General features: G+C 61.4%; 30 protein-coding genes, 1 tRNA gene and 1 pseudogene. 18 read left to right on the top strand and 14 right to left on the bottom strand.

Translation table 11 applies throughout. The annotated features are described in order from the left end of the window. Position 1 precedes the first annotated feature (1 nt). From ACN9MO_RS04770 to ACN9MO_RS04710, 13 genes and pseudogenes are all read left to right on the top strand, one after another. A complete protein-coding gene (locus ACN9MO_RS04770) occupies positions 2 to 415 on the top strand; it encodes a recombination protein NinB (RefSeq protein WP_113132728.1) in 414 nt (137 codons plus the stop codon). Then, entirely contained in the window at positions 412 to 1044 is a 633-nt protein-coding gene (locus ACN9MO_RS04765) for a hypothetical protein (RefSeq protein WP_113132727.1), read from the top strand. The genes ACN9MO_RS04770 and ACN9MO_RS04765 overlap by 4 nt, the downstream gene beginning before the upstream one ends. Continuing rightward, the gene (locus ACN9MO_RS04760; protein ID WP_113132726.1) at positions 1041 to 1343 is read left to right on the top strand and encodes a hypothetical protein; all 303 of its coding nucleotides are present in this window, start codon (positions 1041 to 1043) and stop codon (positions 1341 to 1343) included. Before ACN9MO_RS04765 ends, ACN9MO_RS04760 begins: the two co-directional genes overlap by 4 nt. Continuing rightward, the gene (locus ACN9MO_RS04755; protein WP_113132725.1) at positions 1340 to 1546 is read left to right on the top strand and encodes a hypothetical protein; all 207 of its coding nucleotides are present in this window, start codon (positions 1340 to 1342) and stop codon (positions 1544 to 1546) included. The genes ACN9MO_RS04760 and ACN9MO_RS04755 overlap by 4 nt, the downstream gene beginning before the upstream one ends. Then, positions 1543 to 1869: a hypothetical protein gene (locus tag ACN9MO_RS04750; RefSeq protein WP_113132724.1), complete on the top strand. Its 327-nt coding sequence runs from the start codon at positions 1543 to 1545 to the stop codon at positions 1867 to 1869. Before ACN9MO_RS04755 ends, ACN9MO_RS04750 begins: the two co-directional genes overlap by 4 nt. Continuing rightward, on the top strand, positions 1866 to 2291 hold the full coding sequence (locus ACN9MO_RS04745; RefSeq protein WP_113132723.1) for a DUF7694 domain-containing protein: 426 nt from the start codon (positions 1866 to 1868) through the stop codon (positions 2289 to 2291). The genes ACN9MO_RS04750 and ACN9MO_RS04745 overlap by 4 nt, the downstream gene beginning before the upstream one ends. Then, a complete protein-coding gene (locus ACN9MO_RS04740) occupies positions 2291 to 2656 on the top strand; it encodes a hypothetical protein (protein WP_113132722.1) in 366 nt (121 codons plus the stop codon). The genes ACN9MO_RS04745 and ACN9MO_RS04740 overlap by 1 nt, the downstream gene beginning before the upstream one ends. Further along, positions 2640 to 3023: an HNH endonuclease gene (locus tag ACN9MO_RS04735; protein ID WP_113132721.1), complete on the top strand. Its 384-nt coding sequence runs from the start codon at positions 2640 to 2642 to the stop codon at positions 3021 to 3023. The genes ACN9MO_RS04740 and ACN9MO_RS04735 overlap by 17 nt, the downstream gene beginning before the upstream one ends. Next, positions 3020 to 3535 carry a DUF1643 domain-containing protein gene (locus ACN9MO_RS04730; RefSeq protein WP_113132720.1) on the top strand — a complete coding sequence of 172 codons (516 nt, stop codon included), beginning with the start codon at positions 3020 to 3022 and terminating at the stop codon, positions 3533 to 3535. Before ACN9MO_RS04735 ends, ACN9MO_RS04730 begins: the two co-directional genes overlap by 4 nt. Continuing rightward, entirely contained in the window at positions 3532 to 4044 is a 513-nt protein-coding gene (locus tag ACN9MO_RS04725) for a hypothetical protein (RefSeq protein ID WP_113132719.1), read from the top strand. The genes ACN9MO_RS04730 and ACN9MO_RS04725 overlap by 4 nt, the downstream gene beginning before the upstream one ends. Beyond that, entirely contained in the window at positions 4041 to 4340 is a 300-nt protein-coding gene (locus ACN9MO_RS04720) for a hypothetical protein (protein WP_113132718.1), read from the top strand. The genes ACN9MO_RS04725 and ACN9MO_RS04720 overlap by 4 nt, the downstream gene beginning before the upstream one ends. Beyond that, positions 4337 to 4459, top strand: a pseudogene (locus ACN9MO_RS04715) (helix-turn-helix domain-containing protein); the annotation flags it as partial. The gene ACN9MO_RS04720 and the pseudogene ACN9MO_RS04715, both read left to right, overlap by 4 nt. 68 nt (positions 4460 to 4527) lie before the next feature. Then, positions 4528 to 5673 (top strand): site-specific integrase, encoded by a 1146-nt coding sequence (locus tag ACN9MO_RS04710; protein ID WP_113132717.1) that lies wholly within the window; start codon positions 4528 to 4530, stop codon positions 5671 to 5673. A 129-nt stretch (positions 5674 to 5802) separates the two neighbouring features. On the opposite strand, the gene ACN9MO_RS04705 is transcribed toward ACN9MO_RS04710, so the two are convergent. After that, positions 5803 to 5879: transfer RNA gene (locus tag ACN9MO_RS04705), tRNA-Pro, on the bottom strand. 309 nt (positions 5880 to 6188) lie between these two features. On the opposite strand from ACN9MO_RS04705, the gene ACN9MO_RS04700 reads away from it, so the two are divergent. After that, complete coding sequence (locus ACN9MO_RS04700) at positions 6189 to 6353, top strand: hypothetical protein (RefSeq protein ID WP_093232207.1); 165 nt, start codon at positions 6189 to 6191, stop codon at positions 6351 to 6353. 305 nt (positions 6354 to 6658) lie between these two features. Here ACN9MO_RS04700 and ACN9MO_RS04695 read toward each other — a convergent pair whose 3' ends face one another. The 6 genes from ACN9MO_RS04695 to ACN9MO_RS04670 all read right to left on the bottom strand — a co-directional run bounded on the left by ACN9MO_RS04695 (position 6659) and on the right by ACN9MO_RS04670 (position 11197). Then, the gene (locus ACN9MO_RS04695) at positions 6659 to 7195 is read right to left on the bottom strand and encodes a MerR family transcriptional regulator (protein WP_057252555.1); all 537 of its coding nucleotides are present in this window, start codon (positions 7193 to 7195) and stop codon (positions 6659 to 6661) included. A 139-nt stretch (positions 7196 to 7334) separates the two neighbouring features. Continuing rightward, positions 7335 to 7673, bottom strand: coding sequence for an integration host factor subunit alpha (locus ACN9MO_RS04690; protein ID WP_057252557.1), 339 nt, complete (start codon positions 7671 to 7673; stop codon positions 7335 to 7337). A 92-nt stretch (positions 7674 to 7765) separates the two neighbouring features. Then, positions 7766 to 8737: a beta-ketoacyl-ACP synthase III gene (locus ACN9MO_RS04685; protein ID WP_112994520.1), complete on the bottom strand. Its 972-nt coding sequence runs from the start codon at positions 8735 to 8737 to the stop codon at positions 7766 to 7768. A gap of 4 nt (positions 8738 to 8741) precedes the next feature. Beyond that, on the bottom strand, positions 8742 to 9800 hold the full coding sequence (gene plsX, locus ACN9MO_RS04680; RefSeq protein WP_112994540.1) for a phosphate acyltransferase PlsX: 1059 nt from the start codon (positions 9798 to 9800) through the stop codon (positions 8742 to 8744). Between the two features lie 201 nt (positions 9801 to 10001). Continuing rightward, positions 10002 to 10553, bottom strand: coding sequence for a YceD family protein (locus ACN9MO_RS04675; protein ID WP_057252561.1), 552 nt, complete (start codon positions 10551 to 10553; stop codon positions 10002 to 10004). A 104-nt stretch (positions 10554 to 10657) separates the two neighbouring features. Next, positions 10658 to 11197 carry a ubiquinol-cytochrome C chaperone family protein gene (locus tag ACN9MO_RS04670; RefSeq protein WP_057252563.1) on the bottom strand — a complete coding sequence of 180 codons (540 nt, stop codon included), beginning with the start codon at positions 11195 to 11197 and terminating at the stop codon, positions 10658 to 10660. Positions 11198 to 11335: 138 nt separating this feature from the next. On the opposite strand from ACN9MO_RS04670, the gene ACN9MO_RS04665 reads away from it, so the two are divergent. After that, the gene (locus ACN9MO_RS04665) at positions 11336 to 11845 is read left to right on the top strand and encodes an outer membrane protein assembly factor BamE (protein WP_057252891.1); all 510 of its coding nucleotides are present in this window, start codon (positions 11336 to 11338) and stop codon (positions 11843 to 11845) included. Positions 11846 to 11914: 69 nt separating this feature from the next. Here ACN9MO_RS04665 and ACN9MO_RS04660 read toward each other — a convergent pair whose 3' ends face one another. The 4 genes from ACN9MO_RS04660 to ribH all read right to left on the bottom strand — a co-directional run bounded on the left by ACN9MO_RS04660 (position 11915) and on the right by ribH (position 16421). Further along, positions 11915 to 14050 carry a sodium-translocating pyrophosphatase gene (locus ACN9MO_RS04660; RefSeq protein WP_112994519.1) on the bottom strand — a complete coding sequence of 712 codons (2136 nt, stop codon included), beginning with the start codon at positions 14048 to 14050 and terminating at the stop codon, positions 11915 to 11917. A gap of 195 nt (positions 14051 to 14245) precedes the next feature. Next, a complete protein-coding gene (locus tag ACN9MO_RS04655; protein ID WP_162727978.1) occupies positions 14246 to 15475 on the bottom strand; it encodes an MFS transporter in 1230 nt (409 codons plus the stop codon). Positions 15476 to 15480: 5 nt separating this feature from the next. Beyond that, positions 15481 to 15963, bottom strand: coding sequence for a transcription antitermination factor NusB (gene nusB, locus ACN9MO_RS04650; protein ID WP_058329384.1), 483 nt, complete (start codon positions 15961 to 15963; stop codon positions 15481 to 15483). Continuing rightward, on the bottom strand, positions 15960 to 16421 hold the full coding sequence (ribH, locus tag ACN9MO_RS04645) for a 6,7-dimethyl-8-ribityllumazine synthase (protein ID WP_034803742.1): 462 nt from the start codon (positions 16419 to 16421) through the stop codon (positions 15960 to 15962). The genes nusB and ribH overlap by 4 nt, the downstream gene beginning before the upstream one ends. A 645-nt stretch (positions 16422 to 17066) precedes the next feature. Here ribH and ACN9MO_RS04640 point away from each other — a divergent pair. The 3 genes from ACN9MO_RS04640 to ACN9MO_RS04630 all read left to right on the top strand — a co-directional run bounded on the left by ACN9MO_RS04640 (position 17067) and on the right by ACN9MO_RS04630 (position 18794). Continuing rightward, positions 17067 to 17567, top strand: a complete 501-nt coding sequence (locus tag ACN9MO_RS04640; RefSeq protein WP_057252572.1) for a cupin domain-containing protein — start codon at positions 17067 to 17069, stop codon at positions 17565 to 17567. Between the two features lie 24 nt (positions 17568 to 17591). Further along, complete coding sequence (locus tag ACN9MO_RS04635) at positions 17592 to 18158, top strand: GNAT family N-acetyltransferase (RefSeq protein ID WP_057252574.1); 567 nt, start codon at positions 17592 to 17594, stop codon at positions 18156 to 18158. A gap of 285 nt (positions 18159 to 18443) precedes the next feature. Continuing rightward, positions 18444 to 18794 carry a hypothetical protein gene (locus tag ACN9MO_RS04630; protein ID WP_112994518.1) on the top strand — a complete coding sequence of 117 codons (351 nt, stop codon included), beginning with the start codon at positions 18444 to 18446 and terminating at the stop codon, positions 18792 to 18794. Between the two features lie 92 nt (positions 18795 to 18886). Here ACN9MO_RS04630 and ACN9MO_RS04625 read toward each other — a convergent pair whose 3' ends face one another. The 3 genes from ACN9MO_RS04625 to nrdR are packed head-to-tail and all read right to left on the bottom strand — an operon-like array spanning position 18887 to position 21109. Beyond that, positions 18887 to 19507, bottom strand: a complete 621-nt coding sequence (locus ACN9MO_RS04625) for a riboflavin synthase (protein WP_112994517.1) — start codon at positions 19505 to 19507, stop codon at positions 18887 to 18889. Then, positions 19507 to 20616 carry a bifunctional diaminohydroxyphosphoribosylaminopyrimidine deaminase/5-amino-6-(5-phosphoribosylamino)uracil reductase RibD gene (ribD, locus tag ACN9MO_RS04620; protein ID WP_112994516.1) on the bottom strand — a complete coding sequence of 370 codons (1110 nt, stop codon included), beginning with the start codon at positions 20614 to 20616 and terminating at the stop codon, positions 19507 to 19509. The genes ACN9MO_RS04625 and ribD overlap by 1 nt, the downstream gene beginning before the upstream one ends. Before the next feature lie 19 nt (positions 20617 to 20635). Continuing rightward, positions 20636 to 21109: a transcriptional regulator NrdR gene (gene nrdR / locus ACN9MO_RS04615; RefSeq protein WP_034803756.1), complete on the bottom strand. Its 474-nt coding sequence runs from the start codon at positions 21107 to 21109 to the stop codon at positions 20636 to 20638. Positions 21110 to 21117: the final 8 nt, after the last annotated feature.

Genomic DNA, 21117 nt, shown 5'->3' with positions numbered 1-21117 from the left:
CATGGGCCGCGCGCTTCTGGTTTTGGCGAACGAAGCGTTTCGCCGCAAGGCAATCGACTGGATCATGCGTGCGCCAGTCGACACGCGCGTCGAGTTCAAGGGACCGAAGCGCACGACGCCGCAGAACGATCGCATGTGGGCGATGCTCACCGACCTGTCGCTCCAGCTTGCCTGGCACGGCCAGCAACTCACCCCCGAAGATTGGAAGCTCGTCATGCTGGACGCGCTGCGCCGCGAGAAACACGACCAGCTTCGCCTCGTGCCTAACACCGACGGGACCGGCTTTGTCCCGCTCGGCACCTCTTCATCCGACCTGTCCAAGGAAGAGATGACCGATCTCATCGAGATCATCTTCGCCTTTGGAGCCCGTCACCACGTCGTTTGGTCCGAACCGAAATCGAAGGCAGCGGCATGACTGACTATTACGAGAAACTCGACAAGGCGAACGCCGAGTTCCTGCGTGACGCTGGCCAGCACGAGATGCTGATAAAGCAGGACGACGGCGTCTTCCGGCATATTCGTTTTTCCCAGGGAGGAAGTTCCGTTTACCACTTCGATATCACGACGTGGCCGGGCTACCTCTGCATCAGCGGCGATATGGGCTGCTTCGTTTTTGCGCGCACCATGGACATGTTCACGTTCTTCCGTGGCGAGCGCATCAATCCTAGCTACTGGTCCGAAAAGCTGCAGGCGACCAACAATCGAAGTGGGCACCGCCGTTTCAGCTTCGACCTCCTGAAGGAAGCGGTTGCCGCTGACTTCGAACATTGGGACTTCGATAGCGACGAACAGAAGGCCGCAGCCTGGCGGTCTATTACCGACGACTGGGACGGCCTGTTCTATAGTGCCGAAGGCACTGACCTGCATCATGCTGTCAGCGAGGTGATGGATTGGGAATGCCCAGTCACCAAGCAAAAGTTTCAAGACTTCTGGGAACACGATCTAGAGGACTACACCCACCACTTCATGTGGTGCTGCAACGCTATCCAATGGGCAATCCAGCAATATGATGCCGCCAATAAGGCGGAAGGGCGGGCGGCATGATCGATGCCCGTTTCGCTCCGCCCTTCGAGGGCCAGCAGTTCACCAGTCACCAGCAGTGGGTGAACAAGGCCTCGTCCTGGCTGACCTGCCATCCTGAGTACCGGAACACCCAGCACGGTGAAACCAAGGGCTGGCGCGGCCACCACTTCACCGCCATGTGCTTCGACAGCCTCGGACGTCGCTGCCGGAACGGCGCCGATTTCAAGCGTGCAGAGGACGAAGGCACCTTCCCGATTTGGTGGATTTGGCCCGATCAGATCCCTGAGCTCGTCGCGCGCGGTCAGGCGGTGCCAGCATGAAGAACCCGAACCCAATCAACCTTCAGACGTCAGAAGATGTGCGCAAGGCTGGATGGCAGGCCGAGAGCCGCGATGCTGACGGCCACCTGATGCGCGTACATGCGCCCTTTGAGACGGACGAGGAAATTGTCTGGCTGGTTCGCGAAGCGCTTGAGAACGGCGAGACCGTAACGATCTGGCCGACGAAAGGCGCTGACGCATGACCGACTTTCATTCCGAAAGAGCGATCAAATCAACGCGCAAACAGCACCGTTGCGAGCAATGCGGCCGCGCGATCGAGGTAGCGTCTCCGGCTCACTACGCCTTCGGCATCTACGAGGGCGACACCTACAGCACTCATACGCACGTCGAATGCCACGCGGCGGCCCGAGGTTATGCGGAACTCACCGGCTCATGGGGCGAAGATTACCCATGGTTCCAGCATATGGACCGCGACATCGATTGGACCGGCTGGCTCCTCGAACATCACCCGATCGTCGCCGAGCGTCTGAACATTCCGCCGGTAGAAGACGAGGTGGAAGCATGAGCAACCGCCAGCAACGCCTTGCTGCCCGATCCCTTGAACGTCGCGGCCTTCGCGGCGACTGGGGACCGTGGCGCCTCACCAACCTGCCCGACGGCATCCCCGGCGGTACCGGATGGTGCAAGGAAGTCCGCCTCGCCCAGGCGAACAACATCTATGTCGTGCTTGTCCGGCCATTCCTCGACGAGAACGGCGCCGAGGTCATGCACCTCGCCATCCGCACCGCTTCGCAACTCGAACCGCCGTGGCGCGACATGCAACGGATCAAGAACGAGCTCTTCGGTCCTGAAGCGACTGCCGTGCAGGTCATGCCGCCTCAGTCCGAACTGATCGACGAGGCCGACATGTATCACATGTGGGTTCTGTCGGATCCGCTCACGTACAGCCTGTTCGATCGGCGCGGCTGCAAGCCGAGGGGGCTGTGATGCCGATCCGCTCCGACCGAATGAAGCTCTACCCGGGCGGCGGCACGCACTCGAAGGAATGGAAGGCATTTCGCGCCTCCCTGATCGAGCGCGCCGGCAACGCTTGCGAGGGCACGCCTCAGCACCCGGATTGCCGTGCCGCCAACGGCCAGCCTCACCCAGTGACCGGCAGCAAGGTCGTGCTGACGATCGCACACATGGACCACGACGAGAGCCACGCCGACCCGGAGCGCTGCAGAGCGCTTTGCCAGCGCTGCCACCTGAAATGGGACGCGAAGCACCACGCGGCAAACGCCCGCATCACCCGCCGACGCAAGGCTCCCCAGATCGACATGGAGGATTACATCGATGCGCAGCGTCCCTGAATGGATCGGCAAGACCGACGACCAGAAGGTCCCCGACCGCGTGCGCCAGCGCGTCTTCGACCGGGAGGGTGGCATCTGCCACCTGACCGGCGAGAAGATCGATCCTGTGCGCGACGAGTGGGATCTCGACCACAAGGTTGCCCTGATCCTCGGCGGCGAGCACCGCGAGACCAATCTCTTCCCGGCCAAAAAAGAGCCGCACCGTCGAAAGACGGCAGTCGAGATGAAGGTCAAATCCAAGATCGCCCGCACCCGCAAGAAGCATCTGGGCATCGCCAAACCCAAATCCAGCTTGTCCCACCCGCGGTTCAAGCGTTGCATGGACGGTACGGTCGTTGACCGCAGAACGGGAGAGGTCATTCGATGAGCGATCTTCTCATGACACGACGCGCGGTCTTCTCCGAATGCGGACTGTATCGCTACCTGCTTGAACACGACTTCGGCGGTAGCGGTCCGCGCATCTCGCTGGGGATGGTCAACCCGTCCGACGCAAACAGCGAGAAGAACGACCCGACCATGACGAAGGTGGACGGCTTCGCGATGCGCCTCGGCGCCAGCAAGGTTTCAGTCTGGAACCTGTGCGCGCTCGTCAACAAGGAAGTGAAGGCGCTCGCCGCTGCGGCTGATCCGATCGGCCCCGAGAACGATGCCTACATCGCCCGTGCCATCATGGACGCCGACATTCATGTCGTCGCTTGGGGCCCGGCTTCTAAGCTTCCGAAAGCATTGCGCACAAGATGGCGCTCTGTCGTTGATGTGCTGACGAAAGCCGGAGCCAACCCTATGTGCTGGGGCACCGCCCTCGACGGTCAGCCGCGCCACCCGCTGATGCTGGCCTATGCCACACCTCTTGTTCCATGGAGCGCGCCCCGCCAATGAAGCCAACACCGACACCGGAACAGATTGAGGCTTTCTACAAGGCCCACGACGAAGCGCTAGAGCTTCAGCCTTGCGAGAACCATCAAGCCGTCTTCGCGGGCCTTTCCGCAGCCCTCTCCGTCCAGCCAGCATCGGCGGTAGTGGGGGAGCCGGTGGCGTGGCACCTTGAGCGAATCCGAGAGGAAATCAGCGCTGGCAGGAAGCAAAACGCGCTGGCTTACCTGTCTTTCGCTTTCGCTGAGATATCACGCGGGCAGGAATGGCAGCTGATCAAGACGGCGCCGAAGGACAAGACATCAGTCATCGTCGCCGTTCCGACGAAGGACTTCGACGGCTACATCGTCGGCGAGGCCTATTTCGATCGGGAAAACTACGAGGGTGGAGACTGGTGGTGGGCAAATACCAGCCACGGCGACTACCACGGCGGTCCGGTCAGCGAGATCAACCATCACGGCCCGTCGCATTGGAAGGCGCTTCCCGCTCCACCCGCAGCGGGGGACAAGCCATGAGTGATCTGGCAGAACGCCTGCGCCGGTACCGCCCGCGAGATGACTGGGGCGTCGGAGAGCATCACACGATTTGCGACGAAGCTGCCGAGCACATCGAGCAGCTGCAGCGCGAGAATAGAGCCCTTTCGGAATTGAGGCGCGACCTGGTCACGCTTCAGAAGCGCATCATCGGAGAAACGGGCCTATCGGCTATCGAGACAATCGATCGGGCGCTGAAGGTCTTCGACGCCAAGCACCTCTATGAAATCTTCGACGAGGAGCACGCCGCTCGCCAAGAACAAGGAGCCGAAGAATGACGGCACCCATGCTTCTCGACAGCGAGCAAGCTGCAGAGCTCCTCAACGTTTCCACCCGGACCTTGCGTGAATTCGTGAAGGCTGGCGATATAGCCTACGTGCCGCTAGGCGCCGGCAGGTCGAAACCGCGCCTCGGCTTCACCATGGACGACATAAACGAATTCATAAAAAGCCGGAGAACACGCGAGTGTCCGTCTACAAGCCAAAGAACACCCCGTACTACCACTTCGACTTCCAAGTCGCAGGTGTACGATATTATGGCTCTACGGAAACAGCGAACCGACGCGAAGCAGAAGCCCGCGAGAAGGTAGAGAAGGACCAAGCCAAGGCGGCTGCAAAGGCCGCCAAGCACGCCAACGGCGCCGGCCCCCTCACCCTAGGCATTGCCACCGCCAGATACTGGACCGAGATCGGCCAGCACCACGCCAACAGCGAAACCACCTGGACCGACATCAACCGCCTCGTCGACTACTTCGGCGCGGCGAAGCTCATGTCCGCGATCGGCGACGACGATATCGCGAAGCTCGTCCAGTGGCGTCGGGCCCAGACGGCATGGGGCAAGGCTGAGACGAAGGACGGCGAGCCCATGCGGCTCGTGTCAGCCGCAACCGTCAATCGGTCGACGACGCTCGTCATCAAGAAGATTTTCACCCGGGCGAAGCGCACCTGGCGCTACGACTTCCCGCTCGAGCCGAACTGGCGCGACCATTGGCTTAAGGAGCCGGTCGAGCGCGTCCGCGAACTGAAGCAGACAGAAAGCTCGTCGCTCTACCTCGCAGCCAGGAGTGACTACCAGCCGATCTTCGATTTCGTGCGCGCCACGGGCCTGCGCCTGCAAGAGTGCATTTTGAAGTGGTCCGAGGTGGACTGGCAGACGGGGTGGATAACGAAGCCAGGCAAGAACGATCGACCGGTTAGAACCGCGATCACGAGCGAGGTGCGGGAGATCCTGCTCCCGCTCCGCGGGCATCATCACGATTTCGTGTTCACGTATCAGGCGGCCCGCCCGAGGGCTGCCGATGCTTCGTACAAGGGAGATGGGGAGGAGCGGAAGAAGGGCGACCGTTATCCGATCACCTACAGCGGGTTGAAAACCCAGTGGAAGCGGATACGCGGCAAAGCCGGCGTGGAAGACTTCCGATTCCATGACTTCCGGCATGATCTGGCGACCAAGCTTCTGCGTGAAACTGGGAATTTGAAAACAGTGCAAAAAGCTCTCAGCCACCGGGATATCAAGACGACGACACGCTACGCGCACGTACTCGACGAGGAAGTGGCAGGCGCCCTCGAATCACTTTCGAAGCGCCGACGTGCACAAAGGAAGAACAAATGACCGGAGCGCTTCGGGACTTTTTCGGGACTATCCGTTCCCGAACCCGCGTTTTGAGCGCGATATGTTCCGGTTGCCTCTTCTCGATGAGTGGCGGTAGCGAGCCAATATCATTGAAAATAAAGAGGAAAATGGTCGGAGCGGCGGGATTCGAACCCACGACCCCTTGACCCCCAGTCAAGTGCGCTACCGGGCTGCGCTACGCTCCGAACCGAGGAAACCCCTATATAACCAGCGCTTAGAGCGCAAGCGGGAATTTCGAACTCGGCGTGAAAAAGAAATCTCCGGCGTGGAAAAGCTGCGGGCACTCGGCGGGTCGATCAGAAGAAAAGTCCATTTTGTCGGAAGATCGCCCATGGATCGGCGATCCTCGATCGCAATGGAACCTTCACCAAACCTGAAATCACATCGTTGGAAACGCTGCCCCTGACGTAACGTGAGCTTGCCATCACAACCGATTTGAGGGACAGTTTGGTACTGGCCCTTGAGGCCTGGAGCCTCCCTTTCAGGAGTAGACCATGCCTCTTAAATCTCTGATGGCCGTAACCGCACTTGTCGTCCTGACGCTGTCCGGATGCGCGACGTCCGGTTCGACCAACACAACCTACGCGCAGTGGAACGGCCCCTATCCGCAGCCTGATGTTTCCGCATCCAGCCCCGGTGGTTTCCGTATGTCCTACTAGACGCGGCAACTTTAGTGTGAGCGACAGAACACGGGCCCTGTGGGCATCCCTCAGTCGCTCACGTCAATGCATGCGTGGTTTGCCCCTTCCCTTGGGCCTGCAGCATTTGAATGCGAGCCGCCAATCTCACAAACTGACGATCGAACGAGTATTCGCCGATTGCTCGGCCGGAACCGTCGGCTGACTGTTATGCGACCCACGACCGCGCAAGCGTCACGCCTGCGTCGTCGGTCAATTTTCCTATGGTCTTGAAGGCGGGGCGCCTCGTCGGACGAGCACGCGCTTGGTAGGCGACCGCGGTACTCTCAGCGCACCTGATCGAGCAGGCGTTTGCATTCCAGGAGATCGTAGAGCGCCTCCTGCAGCAGCGCCCGGTCTTCCTTGCCGACGGACGACGATTTGCCGAGCGAGATTTCCGGCACGTCGTCGCTGCCGCCGCCGAACGAGAAGAAGCGGCGGCTCGCCGGTGCCTTGGCGCGGCCGACGATCTGATCTTCTTCCGAAACGCCGGCCTTGGGCGGTGCCGGCTCCTCGTTGCTCGACGCCGCAAGCGCTTCGACGGTTGCGAGATCGCCGCTGGCAATGGCGGCAACGAACTTGTTGCCGTTGGTTTTCAACAGCTTCTGCACGCCCTTGATGGTGTAGCCGTGATCATAGAGCAGATGCCGGATACCCTTCAGGAGATCGACATCCTCTGGCCGATAATAGCGACGACCGCCGCCGCGCTTCATCGGCTTGATCTGCTGGAAACGGGTTTCCCAGAAGCGCAGAACATGCTGCGGCAGATCGAGGTCGTCGGCGACCTCGCTGATGGTGCGGAAAGCGTCCGGGCTCTTTTCCATGTGGTTCCCAATCCATGTCACGCGACTCACGCTCGCGGGCCGCAATGAACCGATATCATACCGATGATGGCACGAATCGGGTCCATTTCAACGGCTTATGGATGGGTTTTCAACCACATTTGTGGCTGAAGCCATGACTTCACGCCGCGGGAGATGCCGGCTTCTGCTTCGCTCTACGGCTGAGATGGGCCTTCAGCACGCGCTGCTTGAGCACGTTGGACGCCTTGAAGGTCATCACACGACGCGGCGAGATCGGCACTTCCTCGCCGGTCTTCGGGTTTCGCCCGATGCGTTCGTTCTTGTCGCGGACCTGGAAGGTCGCGAAAGAAGACAGCTTCACGCTCTCGCCACGCACGATTGCGTTGCATATTTCATCAATGACGGTTTCCACCAACTCGGCAGACTCTGTCCGTGACAGACCTACCTTGCGAAAAACCGACTCAGCCAAGTCTGCTCGTGTTACTGTTTTTCCGCTCATCTTCCCCCACCAACGTCTGGCACGCCGATCAGCGACCGAAGACTATTGCCCTTGCCTATTGTGGTCAAGCGCCTGCGTTGCCTCAGCATTTTTTACCAGCGTATCAGAACGGAGCCCCAAGTGAAGCCACCACCCATGGCTTCGAGCAGAACGAGATCGCCCTTTTTGATCCGGCCATCGGCCGCCGCGGTGTTCAGGGCCAGCGGAATGGACGCCGCAGACGTGTTGCCATGGAGATCGACTGTTACCACAACCTTATCGAGAGGGATGCCAAGCTTCTTGGCGGAGCCATCGATGATGCGCCGGTTGGCCTGGTGCGGCACAAGCCAATCGATGTCCTCGGCCGTCGTGCCGGTCGCCTCGAAGGCTGCCTCGATAACGTCGGTGATCATGCCGACCGCGTGCTTGAAGACTTCGCGGCCTTCCATCTTGAGATGGCCCACCGTTCCCGTGGTCGAAGGGCCGCCATCGACATAAAGCTTGTCGCGATGCGCGCCGTCCGAGCGAAGCTTCGCCGTCAGCACGCCACGGTCGGCATTCGTACCCTCGCCTTCCTGGGCTTCCAGGATGATGGCACCGGCGCCGTCGCCGAAGAGCACGCAGGTCGTCCGGTCGCTCCAGTCGAGGATGCGTGAGAACGTCTCCGAGCCGATCACCAGCACGCGCTTGGCAAGACCGCCGCGGATGTAGGCGTCGGCCGTCGTCACCGCATAGACGAAGCCGGAACAAACGGCCTGCATGTCGAAGGCTGCGCCATGGCGCATGCCAAGGCGATCCTGGATATTGACTGCGGTTGCCGGAAACGTGTTGTCCGGTGTCGAGGTCGCCAGGATGATGAGGTCGATGTCATCTGGCGTAAGCCCGGCATTGGCGAGTGCGGCGCGCGCGGCGCCTTCGCCGAGCGACGCGGTCGTTTCGCCGTCCCCGGCGATGTGGCGCTGGCGGATGCCGGTGCGCTGCACAATCCACTCATCGGACGTATCGACCTTGGATTCCAGCTCCTGATTGGTAACAACGCGCTTCGGCAAAGCTGCGCCGAAGCCGCGGACGACGGAACGGATCATCTATTCAAACCTCATCATTCATGCCGGCGGAAAGGGCCTGCGGCGGTTCTGCACCATGGTACTTCGCCAGATCGAGCTCGATCTTCGACTTCAGGCCATTCTTCACCATGTCGTAGCCGACATCGATCGCGGCTGCGAAACCTTCGGCATCCGCACCACCATGGCTCTTGATCACGACGCCATTGAGGCCAAGGAATACCCCGCCGTTGACCTTCCTGGGATCCATCTTCTCGCGCAGGCGATCGAACGCACCCTTGGCCAGGATATAGCCGATCTTGGCAAGCAGGGTGCGCGACATAGCAGCGCGCAGATATTCGGCAATCTGGCGCGCGGTGCCTTCGGCTGCCTTCAGCGCGATATTGCCGGAAAAGCCTTCAGTCACGACGACGTCGACCGTCCCACGGCCGATGTCGTCGCCTTCGACAAAACCGTAATAGTCAAAGCCATCGATATTGGCTTCACGGATCAGGCGGCCAGCTTCCTTGACCTCTTCCTGTCCCTTGATTTCCTCGACACCGACGTTGAGAAGCCCAACCATCGGTCGTTCGATCTCGAAGAGGGCCCGCGCCATGGCGCCGCCCATCAGCGCGAAGTCCATGAGTTGCTGCGCATCCGCACCGATCGTCGCCCCGACGTCGAGCACGATGCTCTCGCCCTTCAGCGTGGGCCAGATGGCAGCGATCGCCGGGCGCTGGATCCCCTGCATCGTGCGCAGACAGAAGACCGACATGGCCATGAGCGCGCCGGTATTGCCGGCCGAAACGACGACATCGGCCTCGCCGGCATTGATCGCGTCGATCGCCTTCCACATGCTCGATTTGCCGCGGCCTCGGCGAAGCGCCTGGCTCGGCTTCTCGTCCATCGCCACGGCGATTTCACAATCGTAAAAGGTGCTGCTGGCCTTGAGCTTCGGATATTTTTCCAGGAGTTCCGCGCATTGCGCTTCGATACCGAACAACACGAACTTGATGTCCGGATGACGTTCGAGCGCTCTTGCGGCACCCGGGATGACGACTTCGGGACCATAGTCGCCACCCATCACGTCAAGTGAAATTCTGACCACGCGTGTCTTATCCTTCATTTCTGCCACACAACACGTGCCGTCGTGGCGCACTCACCTGGGACGCAATGACGAAACATATTGCTTCTGACGCTTGAGCCAAGCACGCGGCAGATCGCTTAACGGCTCTTTTGGCCGGTTTGGGGCCAAAATACTGCTTTTCCTTTGCGTGACAACCGAATTGTAGAAGAGGCTTTCGCGGCCTCAGTCCTTTTTCCAGTCCTTCAGTACTGCAAACGGGTTCGGCTTCTTGTCGTCCGCTGAGGTGCTCTCGATTCGCTCGCCGAAAGCCGCACCCGGCTTGCGCGGATAGGGGTCGATGGCAAGCGCCACCTGCTCGCTGACGACGACGCCGGCATCGATCGTGTCGCCCGTGAACGTGTCGGGGATGTCGGGACCATCCGGGTCGAGAATCATCTCGCCGCCGTCGTTGCTCGCCTGGCGGGCGAGCCGCGATCCTTCGGGAACCAGGATCGCTTCGACCGGTTCATGGATGTCGGCCTCGACGGGCTCGAGCGTCACCACGCAGCTTTGCACGATACGGGCCGTGACATCGCCCTTGATCTTGACGCCATCCTTCTTCCAGCGCGCGATCTGCAACTCTGCGCTGAGCGACAGCACGTCCCTGACGCCCCAGAGCTTCGCCAATGCCGCCCTTTCCCGCTCGTTTGCTGAAAGCTGCACGCTGACAGCGTTCGCCGAGATATGCCCCACCTTCACCGGATAGGAGAAGGCCGGCTGGCTATCGTCTTTCATGATCGGATCCTCCCTCGCCAGGGCGATTGATGCCGCCCAGTCGCGAATGCAGCTGCCGCCCGGGTTCCGGCTCGCGGCGCTGATATCTCTTAATAACCGCTCTATTAAACGCCAGCGGATGGAATCTGCAACTGACCGGCCTCGACAACCTCTTCGGCAATGTCGGCGAGGTGCGCCTCGACAGTCAGCAGATAGGCTGCAAGCGCCTCCATCGAGGGTGCTGCATCGCCGCCTTCCGGATGAAAGTTACGCTTGAGTGCCGCTGCCAAGGCGGCCGTATCCTTCGCTTCCAGCGCTGCCGCGTAGGACTCGAGGCGACCGTAATACATGCCGGCCAGCTTCTTCATCTTCTTCGGAACGCCGGCATCGCCCACGCCGAGTTCGCGGATCGAGTGATCGACGTCCTCGAAGAAAGCGTCGATGATCTCCTGCGCGATCTCCTGGCCGGGCCTTGCCGAAGCACGGGTGCGGCGGAAGTAGAGGATCAGCATAGCCGACAGCATCTCGAACCGCCCCATGACCGTGTCCGGCACATTGAGGTCGGTGTAGAGATAAGGTTGGCGCGCGGCCGACGTCAGCAGTGCATACTGACGCTCGACAATCACGGCATTGCCGCTTTTTCTTTTGAACAGTCCAAAAATCATCACAAAGCTCGGGCTTGGCTTTCTCGAAATGCGCGCAAGCGCCCATCCCGTTGTTGCATGACAGCCGAAGCTGGTTTACCGAAGCAGGCACGAATTGCAATGGCGGATCTGCCATCGTTTCTCCAAGGGGAGCTGTCGTTGACGAAGCGGTATTTGAGAAAAAACTTTAAAACCCTCGGCCGCGTGGCGGCCGTAGCTACCATCGCCGGTCTCACCCTTTCAGCCTGCCAGTCCGCCAATGTCGGTGAAGTCCTTCATCAGGGTTATGTGGTTGACCAGGAAACGCTAAACCTCGTTCCCGTCGGCTCCAGCCGCGAGCAGGTGCTCCTGTCGCTCGGCACCCCGTCGACGACCGCGACCTTCGACAACGAAGTGTTCTACTACATTTCGCAGACCCGCAAGCGTCCCGTCGCCTTCATGAAGCCTCAGCTGGTCGACCAGTCGATCCTTGCTGTTTACTTCGACAAGGAAGGTACTGTCAGCCAGCTCGCACACTATACGCTGAAGGATGGCAAGGTCTTCGACATGCTGTCGCGCACGACGCCGACCGGCGGCAAGGAAACGAGCTTCCTCGGCCAGCTGTTGAGCGGACCAGGTGCCGGACAGGCTGCTGCAAAGAGCCTGTTCAAGGACTTCGGCAGCAAGTAGTTAACCCATCACAAAGCAAAAGGCCCGCGGAAGTCTCTTCCGCGGGCCTTTTTCGTTTCAGCGATACAATCAGGCGAGGACGGCCAGAAGCAGCAGCGCCACGATGTTGGTGATCTTGATCGCAGGGTTCACCGCCGGACCGGCCGTATCCTTGTAGGGATCGCCCACCGTGTCGCCGGTGACGGATGCCTTGTGCGCCTCCGAGCCCTTGAGATGACGCTCGCCGTTCTTGTCGACGAAGCCATCCTCGAAGCTCTTCTTGGCATTGTCCCAGGCGCCGCCGCCCGACGTCATCGAGATCGCCACGAACAGGCCGTTGACGATGACACCGAGAAGCGATGCGCCGAGTGCTGCGAAGGCCGAGGCCTTCGAGCCCGACAGAAGCAGCACGCCAAAGTAGACGACGATAGGTGCGAGCACCGGCAGCAGCGAGGGAACGACCATTTCACGAATCGCCGCCTTCGTCAGAAGGTCGACGGCGCGACCATAGTCCGGCCGCTCCGTGCCTTCCATGATGCCGGGTTTTTCGCGGAACTGTCGACGAACCTCCTCAACGATGGATCCGGCCGCACGGCCGACCGCCGTCATCGCGATACCGCCGAAGAGGTAGGGGATGAGACCGCCGAAGATCAGGCCTGCCACAACGTAGGGGTTGGAGAGATCGAAGGAGATCTGGCCCACATCGGCAAAGTACGGGTACTTGTCACCATTCGCCGCAAAGTAGCGGAGGTCGTTCGAATAGGCCGCGAAGAGCACCAGCGCGCCGAGACCGGCCGAGCCGATCGCATAGCCCTTGGTGACGGCCTTGGTCGTGTTGCCGACAGCATCGAGCGCGTCCGTTGATTTGCGCACTTCCGGCGGCAGATGCGACATTTCCGCGATGCCGCCGGCATTATCCGTCACCGGACCGAAGGCATCGAGTGCCACAATCATGCCGGCAAGACCGAGCATGGCGGTGACGGCGATGCCGGTCCCGAAGAGGCCGGCGAGTTGGTAGGTGAAGATGATGCCGCCAACGATGACGATCGCCGGCAGGGCCGTCGATTCCAGCGAGACGGCAAGCCCCTGGATCACGTTGGTGCCGTGGCCGGTGACCGAAGCCTGGGCGATCGAGTTCACCGGCCGTTTGTTGGTGCCGGTATAATATTCCGTGATCACCACGATCAGGGCCGTCACGATCAGGCCGAGAATGCCGCAGAAAAACAGATTCCAGCCGGTGATGTCCTTGCCGTCAACCGTACCAATGGTGCCCCATCCGATCGTAAAGGACGTGGCTGCGCCGAGACCGAGGATCGACAACACGCCGGTGACGATCAGACCCCTGTAGAGAGCGCCCATGATCGAATTGTTGGTACCGAGCTTGACGAAGAAGGTGCCGATGATCGAAGTGATGATGCAGGCTGCGCAGATGGCCAGCGGATAGACCATGACCGTCGCGAGCAGCGGCGTGCCGGCGAAGAAGATCGCCGCCAGCACCATAGTCGCGACGACCGAGACGGCGTAGGTCTCGAACAGGTCGGCCGCCATGCCGGCGCAATCGCCGACATTGTCGCCGACGTTATCGGCAATCGTTGCCGGATTGCGCGGATCGTCTTCCGGAATGCCGGCCTCCACCTTGCCGACGAGATCGCCGCCAACGTCGGCACCCTTGGTGAAGATGCCGCCGCCGAGACGGGCGAAGATGGAGATCAGAGAAGCGCCGAAACCGAGCGCGACCAGCGCGTCGATGACTTCGCGCGAGGCGGGCTCATGCCCGAGGCCGGCCGTGAGGACGACGTAGTAGACGGAGACGCCGAGAAGCGCCAGGCCCGCTACGAGAAGGCCGGTAATCGCGCCTGACTTGAAAGCGATGTCGAGGCCGGAGGCAAGGCTGACGGAAGCCGCCTGGGCAGTGCGGACGTTTGCCCGAACAGAAACATGCATGCCGATGAAGCCCGCAGCGCCCGAAAGGATCGCACCGACCAGAAAGCCGAAAGCGGCGGCGGAAGAAAGAAGAACCCAAGCGGCGATGAAAACGACAACACCGACGATGGCAATGGTCTTGTACTGACGCGTGAGATAGGCCTGCGCCCCTTCACGAATGTAGCCTGCGATTTCTTGCATGCGGGCGTTCCCCTGGTCGGCGGCCATCACCGACTGTGTTGCCCAGATGGCATAAACCACCGCGAGCAACCCGCATGCGATAACGCCCAATAAAATGGTCATTTCGCATTACCCTCCGTTACAACCCGCGGACTCACTCCCGGCCACGGGCCCCTCAAAACCGCGAATCACGCGCCACCTCCTCAAGCAGCACCCCCCACGGCGCGGCCAGAGTGCGGTTGCAACGGGAGATCGTCAAGCCCCGGAAAACGCCAGTGAGAAGGCGCTCCGGCGACTTTGAATGTCGGGAGAATGGAGTTAGGCGGCGGCCTTCCGCGGTGTGCGCTTCAGGAGCAGCAGAAGTACCAGGCAGACGATGGTGACCGGCCACACGACCGCGTTCAGCATGTCCCATCCATAGGCGGACAGCACTTTGCCTGAGGCAAAGGACGACAGCGCCACGGTGGTGAAGAGGATGATGTCGTGGAAAGCCTGGACCTTGTCGGCTTCCTGCGGACGGTAACTGCTGGCGACGATCGCCGTCGAGCCGATGAAGCCGAAATTCCAGCCGAGCCCGAGCAGCACCAGCGCACCCCAGAAGTTCCAGAGTTCGATGCCCATATGCGCCACAGTCGCACAGGCCATCAGGAGAAGCAGGCCGCAGCCGACGATGCGCTCGGCGCCGAAGCGGCTGATCAGCCAGCCGGTGAAGAAGCTCGGAGCGAACATCGCCAGCACGTGCCACTGAATACCGAGCGTCGCGAGCTCGGTCGAAAACCCGCAGCCCACCACCATCTCGACGGGAGCACCGGTCATCATGAAGGTCATCAGTGCATAGCTGGAGATGCCGCAGACCATGCCGGTGGCGAAGCGCTGGCTGCGTATGATCGCGCCGAGAGGACGCACGGCCTCATGGTGGTGATCTTTGACCATTGCACCCGGTTCGGGCAACCGCAGGGGCGCGAAGAAGAACGCCGCGAGCAGGCAGATCGGCAGCAGCACGACGAAGGCGCCGGCAAAGGCAACGGGCGCGAACAGGTCTCCGGCAAAGATGACGATCTGGGGGCCGAGCACTGCCGAAACGATACCGCCGCCAAGGATCAGCGAGATCGCCTTGGGTTTGTAGAACGACGGGGAAGCATCGGCGGCGGCGAAACGCAGCTTTTGGGTGAAGCCGTTCGACGAGCCGAGCATCGCGAGAGCAAAGGCGAAGAGCCAGAAGCTTTCGCGGAAGAGTGCGACGGCGGCGAGCGCCGCGCCTGCGGCAGCGATCCCGGTCCCGGTCATGAAGGCAAACCGGCGGCCGATCAGGCGCGAGAGCATCGCGACCAGCACGACGCCAAGCGCCATGCCGACGTTGAAGGCGGTGAGAGGTGCTGTTGCCAGCGACTTGTCTTCCGCCAGCAACTGGTAGCCGGCGACACCGCCGATGGAGAAGCAGATCGGTCCGACGACGCCGAGAATGGCCTGCGCGGCAGTCAGATGGAAAACGTTGCGGCGCGCTTCGCGAAGGGTGGCCCCCATGTCATCCGCAGCAACCGCAACCATAAACTCTACTTCCTGGACTCGCTACGAACCTGCTTGGCAATACGATCGAGAACGGCATTGACCAGCTTCGGCTCGTCATCCTCGAAGAAGGCCTTGGCGATCTCGACATACTCGGTGACGATCACCGGAACCGGCACGTCCTTGCGTTCCAGCATTTCGAAGGTGCCGGCACGCAGGATGGCGCGCACGGTAGAATCGAGCCGCGACAGTGCCCAGTCGTCCTGAAGCGCCGAACCGATCAACGGATCGAGCTTGCGCTGGTCGCGCACGACGCCGGCGACGATCGAGCGGAACCAGGAGGCGTCAGCCTTCAGATAGGTGTCGCCGTCGACGTCCTGGCCGAGGCGATGGGCTTCGTACTCGGCAACCACTTCGAGCACGCCGGTGCCGCCAATGTCCATCTGGTAGAGCGCCTGCACCGCGGCAAGGCGCGCGGCGCCGCGCTGGTTGACCTGCTTCAGCGGCTGATCCGAGGGTGTCTTCGTCACTTTTCCGTGCCCAGTTTCTTCTTCAATTCAATCATGGTGAGCGCCGCACGCGCAGCAAAGCCACCCTTGTCACCTTCCGACCGGCGGGCGCGTGCCCAGGCCTGGTCGTCATTCTCGACCGTCAGGATGCCGTTGCCGATGGCGAGGCTTTCGCTCACCGCGAGATCCATGATGGCCCGCGAAGATTCGTTCGCGACGATATCGAAATGATAGGTCTCGCCACGAATGACCATGCCGAGCGCGACGAAGCCGTCATATTCCGTACCGCCTTCGTCAGCACCGTCGAGTGCCATGGCGATCGCCGGCGGGATTTCGAGCGCGCCCGGAACCGTCACGATATCATAGGTGGCCCCGGCTGCGTCCAGCGCATGTTTGGCGCCGTCGAGTAATGCATCGGCCATATCGTCATAGAAACGCGCTTCCACAATCAGAATGTGGGCTGCCGTGGTCTCTGCCATGGATCACCTGTCTTTGAGAGTTCGTCGCCGGTTGCGACCGGCAGGCGGCGGTCAAACCATGCCCGGCGCCGAATGGCAAGCAAATTCCGCCGCAAACGGCCTTTTGCCGCGCCGAACAGCGCCAGAATACCAAGCCCGAAGGGCTATCCTTGCCGTCCGGGCTTCGAACACAATCGCATGGTTGCTTGCGGTTTGCAGCGCAGAACAGCAAGTTCAGGTACCAGACAGGAATTGAACGAGGCATCCGCATGCTTGAGACCCATCAACGATCCGCCTCCCCCACGCCCCTCGAGCGGTCCTCTTCGATATGGATGGGCTGCTCTTCGACACCGAGGCGGTTGCCCGCGACGCCATGATGCGGACCGCACCGGATTTCGGCATGCGCAGGCAGTCGGCCCGCCTACGAGATGCCCGTCTCGCTGTACTCGACACGATCGGCCTTCCGGGCGACGCGACGCGGTCCGTGCTGAGGCATAGCGCGCTCCGCCACCGCAGTTACCGTCATAGGATTGCAAAATCGAGGCATAAGCAACGTAACGTTTATCAATTTCGACGCTTGTCGGTTGACGTTCCCTCGATCGCGCGACACGGATAGGAACGGACCGTGGATGCTTCTTGCGAAATGCACGCGTCAGGGAGATAGACATGACGGAAACGCGAAAACCGATCGTCAATCCGAAGACCCTCAACCTCGACCATTGGACGAAAGGCGAAGGGTTCGAATCGAGCGACGCCTCCTTCGGCGCGTTGCTGGGCCTTAAGGATCTCGGTATCGGCTACGGTGAAGTGCCGCCGGGCAAGTCCGGCTGCCCGTTCCACAATCACCACGTCGAGGAGGAGCTTTTCATCATCCTCGAAGGCGAAGGCACGTATCGCTTCGGCAACGAGCGCCATGCGGTTGGACCGGGCGACATTCTTGGCGCGCCTGCAGGCGGGCCGGAAACGGCGCATCACCTGATCAACACTGGCAGCGTGGCGCTCAAATACTTGTCTATTTCGACCATGGCGGCCACCGAGATCTGCGAGTACCCGGACTCGGGCAAGTTCCTCGCCAAGACGCGCAGTGCTGATGGCCAGAGGCGATTCCGCTTCATCGGCAGACCGGAAGACACTGTCGACTATTGGGACGGCGAGCCGGGCGCCTGAGTTCACCACAGCATAGGATCGAACATGCATAGCGTGCCTATCATCGAGACAGACCGCCTCATCCTGCGCCCCTATCGCCGTGACGACTTCCCCTCCTACGCAGCGCTGTTCGGCGATGCCGAGGTGATCCGCTATGTCGGTGGGGTTCCTTTTACGCGTGAACAATCCTGGACGCGGTTCCTGCGCCAGGTGGGCATGTGGCACTATTTCGGCTTTGGCTTCTTTGCCATTCAGGATCGGGAAACGGGAGCATTCCTCGGCGAAGCCGGGTTTCACGATGTACACCGCGCCATCACGCCCTCGCTTGAAGGCACGATGGAGACCGGATGGGCGCTTTCACCAAAGGCCCATGGCCAGGGGCTTGCGACAGAAGCGGTCAGTGCGGCGCTGAAATGGGCCGATCACCAGTTTCCCACGCTCCGCAAAACCTGCATCATCGATGTCGGCAACCGTGCCTCAATCCGGGTTGCGGAGAAGCATGGCTTCAAGGAATTCTGGCGGACGACCTACCATGGCAACCACGTGATCATGTTCGAGCGCCATCAGAAGGCAACGACGACGCACAAGTTGCGTGCGCACGCCGAAACATGAACAATTTTTAATTGTTTTCCAGACCTTTACGCCACGGAAACGGCCAGAATCCGGGCCAGCTTTCTAGGCGTTGGCACGACGCGCCCCCGCCCCAAGCCGAGGAAACGCCGCCCCAATCAGTCGAAACCGTCCAGCACGTCTCAATGCGGGTGACGCCACCCGCAATCGACGTTTGCTGGCCGCTGCGGCACGAGATGGTGACCGGTCTCCGCGGCCCATAAGGGTCACCCGTTCGGGTAGGAGCCCGGCAGTCGCGATGTCGCAAGCAAACAAAGGAGCATGACCATGAACCGCATAGCCAAGCTTTCCGTCATCGCTGCCCTCTCCGCCCTGTCCTTCGGCGGCGTTTCCTACGCGGCAGGCGCCGCGATGAACTGGCCGGCCGAGATCGACCACACGGTTCGCGAATTCAAAGGCGACCAGTTCACCGTCGTTGACGTCGATACGCTCAAGGAATCGAGCCAAACGCGCCTGTGGATCGACGAAGCCACGCCGCAACAACTCTCGTCCCTCCACGCAGCGGTCAACGCCAACAAGCCGCTTGCAGCCAAGCTGAAGGGCCAGAACGTCGAGATGAACAACATCGCGGGCGCTGAACAGGCGGCCGATGGCAGCCTGACCTTCTATCTACGCTGAGCCGCCAATCGCCCTCTCAAAACGCCACCGCCCCCAATCGGGGGCGGTTTGCTTTTTTTGAGACATATTCGGCAAAGAATCTCAGACTTCGCTCATGCCGGCTTCGGCGCCGGGAACTCGGCCAGGCGCGCCGCGTAACGGGCCATGGTGTCGACTTCAAAGTTGACGAAATCACCAGCCTTGCGGTCGCCCCAGGTGGTGACCTCCAGCGAATGGCGGATCAAGAGCACGTCGAATTCGGCGCCATCGACCTTGTTGACCGTCAGCGACGTACCGTCGAGCGCGACGGAGCCCTTCGGTGCGACAAACCGCGCCAGATGTTCCGGTGCCCGAAGGCGAAAGCGCACCGCGTCGCCCTCCGACTCCACCGAGAGGATTTCCGCCTTGTCATCGATATGACCGGAGACCAAGTGGCCGCCGAGCTCGTCGCCAATCTTCAGCGACCTCTCGAGGTTGATCCGCGTGCCTTTTGTCCAGCCCGCGATCGTCGTCAGCCGCAGCGCTTCTTCCCAGGCCTCAACCTCGAACCAGCGCTCGTTGCTGCCAGCGTCAGGCAGGGCGGTCACTGTCAGGCACACGCCGGAATGGGCGATGGAGGCGCCCATGTCGATGGTCTTCGGATCATAGCTCGTGGCAACACGCAGCTTGATGCCTTCCTTGAGCGGGGTGACGGCATCGACGGTGCCGATGTCGGTAACAATGCCTGTGAACATCAGTTTTCTCTTTCGTATTCCTCGAACAGATCTTCTCCGTAGCGCGCTTCGGCGACACGCGTGAAGCCTGTCGGCACGGACTTACGGTCAAATGGGGATGCAATGCCGTCTTCGCCAATCGTCCCAGGCCCGGTGTAAAGCTGAATACGGTCGACGAGGGCCGCATCGAGAAAGGCGCGCGCCGCGACCGCTCCACCTTCGACCATCAGCGAGGAGATGCCGCGCGAGGCGAGGGCCGTCAGAAGGTCCGCAATCGAACCGGCTTCGAGCACCTCAACGCCGGTGGCCTCCAGCGCCGCCTTGCGTGCGGCCCGGCCGTCATCGACATCCGCGTCCGGGCCGCCGGATCCGTCACTGGAGACCACGATAACAGGAACATCCCGCGCCGTTCGCACCAGTTTCGAGGAAAGCGGCAGGTCGAGCCGGCGGTCGAGGACGATGCGCAGCGGCGAGCGATTTTCGAGCCCGGGCAACCGCACGGTCAATTCCGGGTCGTCGGCCGTCGCCGTGCCGATCCCGACGAGGATCGCGTCCGTCTCGGCTCTCAGCATTTGCACCTGGCCGCGGGAGATGGGACCGGTGATGCGGACCTGCCCTGCCCCCTTACGGCCGATCATGCCGTCGGCGGAAACAGCAAGCTTGAGAATCACATAGGGCCGCCGGCTTACCTGGCGCATGAGATAGGCTTCGAGTGCGTGCTGCCCCTCTTCAGCGAGAACGCCGATATCGACGGTGATACCGGCATCGCGCAGGCGCACGACGCCGCGCCCGGCGACACGCTCATCCGGATCGAGGATCGAGATCACCACGCGGGCAACGCCGGATGCGACAAGGGCGTCGGCGCAAGGCGGCGTCTTGCCGTGATGCGAGCAGGGCTCCAGCGTCACATAGGCGGTTGCGCCCCTCGCCCTTTCGCCGGCTTCGGCAAGCGCCTGGGTTTCGGCATGCGGACGACCGCTTCGCGCCGTCACGGCGCGGCCGACGATGACGCCTTCCTTGACGATCAGGCAGGCGACGGAAGGATTGGTGGACGTCTGTCCGAGATGATGGCGGGCCAGCCTCAGCGCCGCGGCCATGAACCTCTCGTCTTCACGGGTGGGTCCTGCCATGGCTCTATCCAGCTTTCGCCTATTCGCCCGGATCGCGCGCGATCTTAGCGCTGATCTCGGTGATGACCTTCTCGAAATCCTCGGCATGCGAGAAATCGCGGTAGACCGAAGCGTAGCGCACGAAGGCAACGTCATCGAGGCTCTTCAGGGCTTCGAGCACCTGCAGGCCGATTTCCTCCGAGGGAATTTCGGTCTCGCCGGAGCTTTCGAGGCGCCGAACGATGCCGGAGACCGCCCGCTCGATGCGGTCGCGATCGACCGGGCGCTTCCTGAGCGCGATCTCGAACGAACGCAAAAGTTTATCCCGGTCGAAAGGAACCTTCCGACCGGTCTTCTTGATGATCATCAGTTCACGCAACTGCACCCGTTCGAAGGTCGTGAAACGACCTCCGCAATCCGGACAAATCCGGCGGCGTCGAATGGCGTTCCCGTCCTCTGCAGGACGGGAATCCTTCACCTGACTGTCTTCAGAACCGCAATAGGGGCAGCGCATGAGCGACC

It is taken from the genome of Ensifer sp. R-19 (assembly GCF_049905105.1).
GTDB lineage: Bacteria > Pseudomonadota > Alphaproteobacteria > Rhizobiales > Rhizobiaceae > Ensifer.
This window is presented reverse-complemented; position numbering and strand designations above follow the sequence as displayed.

Bases quoted from the DNA above. Each gene is read 5' to 3' on its own strand.
- ACN9MO_RS04770 (WP_113132728.1), top strand. From the start codon at position 2: ATGGGCCGCGCGCTTCTGGTTTTGGCGAACGAAGCGTTTCGCCGCAAG.
- ACN9MO_RS04765 (WP_113132727.1), top strand. From the start codon at position 412: ATGACTGACTATTACGAGAAACTCGACAAGGCGAACGCCGAGTTCCTG.
- ACN9MO_RS04760 (WP_113132726.1), top strand. From the start codon at position 1,041: ATGATCGATGCCCGTTTCGCTCCGCCCTTCGAGGGCCAGCAGTTCACC.
- ACN9MO_RS04755 (WP_113132725.1), top strand. From the start codon at position 1,340: ATGAAGAACCCGAACCCAATCAACCTTCAGACGTCAGAAGATGTGCGC.
- ACN9MO_RS04750 (WP_113132724.1), top strand. From the start codon at position 1,543: ATGACCGACTTTCATTCCGAAAGAGCGATCAAATCAACGCGCAAACAG.
- ACN9MO_RS04745 (WP_113132723.1), top strand. From the start codon at position 1,866: ATGAGCAACCGCCAGCAACGCCTTGCTGCCCGATCCCTTGAACGTCGC.
- ACN9MO_RS04740 (WP_113132722.1), top strand. From the start codon at position 2,291: ATGCCGATCCGCTCCGACCGAATGAAGCTCTACCCGGGCGGCGGCACG.
- ACN9MO_RS04735 (WP_113132721.1), top strand. From the start codon at position 2,640: ATGCGCAGCGTCCCTGAATGGATCGGCAAGACCGACGACCAGAAGGTC.
- ACN9MO_RS04730 (WP_113132720.1), top strand. From the start codon at position 3,020: ATGAGCGATCTTCTCATGACACGACGCGCGGTCTTCTCCGAATGCGGA.
- ACN9MO_RS04725 (WP_113132719.1), top strand. From the start codon at position 3,532: ATGAAGCCAACACCGACACCGGAACAGATTGAGGCTTTCTACAAGGCC.
- ACN9MO_RS04720 (WP_113132718.1), top strand. From the start codon at position 4,041: ATGAGTGATCTGGCAGAACGCCTGCGCCGGTACCGCCCGCGAGATGAC.
- ACN9MO_RS04700 (WP_093232207.1), top strand. From the start codon at position 6,189: ATGCCTCTTAAATCTCTGATGGCCGTAACCGCACTTGTCGTCCTGACG.
- ACN9MO_RS04695 (WP_057252555.1), bottom strand. From the start codon at position 7,195: ATGGAAAAGAGCCCGGACGCTTTCCGCACCATCAGCGAGGTCGCCGAC.
- ACN9MO_RS04690 (WP_057252557.1), bottom strand. From the start codon at position 7,673: ATGAGCGGAAAAACAGTAACACGAGCAGACTTGGCTGAGTCGGTTTTT.
- ACN9MO_RS04685 (WP_112994520.1), bottom strand. From the start codon at position 8,737: ATGATCCGTTCCGTCGTCCGCGGCTTCGGCGCAGCTTTGCCGAAGCGC.
- ACN9MO_RS04675 (WP_057252561.1), bottom strand. From the start codon at position 10,553: ATGAAAGACGATAGCCAGCCGGCCTTCTCCTATCCGGTGAAGGTGGGG.
- ACN9MO_RS04670 (WP_057252563.1), bottom strand. From the start codon at position 11,197: ATGATTTTTGGACTGTTCAAAAGAAAAAGCGGCAATGCCGTGATTGTC.
- ACN9MO_RS04660 (WP_112994519.1), bottom strand. From the start codon at position 14,050: ATGACCATTTTATTGGGCGTTATCGCATGCGGGTTGCTCGCGGTGGTT.
- ACN9MO_RS04655 (WP_162727978.1), bottom strand. From the start codon at position 15,475: ATGGTTGCGGTTGCTGCGGATGACATGGGGGCCACCCTTCGCGAAGCG.
- ribH (WP_034803742.1), bottom strand. From the start codon at position 16,421: ATGGCAGAGACCACGGCAGCCCACATTCTGATTGTGGAAGCGCGTTTC.
- ACN9MO_RS04640 (WP_057252572.1), top strand. From the start codon at position 17,067: ATGACGGAAACGCGAAAACCGATCGTCAATCCGAAGACCCTCAACCTC.
- ACN9MO_RS04635 (WP_057252574.1), top strand. From the start codon at position 17,592: ATGCATAGCGTGCCTATCATCGAGACAGACCGCCTCATCCTGCGCCCC.
- ACN9MO_RS04630 (WP_112994518.1), top strand. From the start codon at position 18,444: ATGAACCGCATAGCCAAGCTTTCCGTCATCGCTGCCCTCTCCGCCCTG.
- ACN9MO_RS04625 (WP_112994517.1), bottom strand. From the start codon at position 19,507: ATGTTCACAGGCATTGTTACCGACATCGGCACCGTCGATGCCGTCACC.
- ribD (WP_112994516.1), bottom strand. From the start codon at position 20,616: ATGGCAGGACCCACCCGTGAAGACGAGAGGTTCATGGCCGCGGCGCTG.
- nrdR (WP_034803756.1), bottom strand. From the start codon at position 21,109: ATGCGCTGCCCCTATTGCGGTTCTGAAGACAGTCAGGTGAAGGATTCC.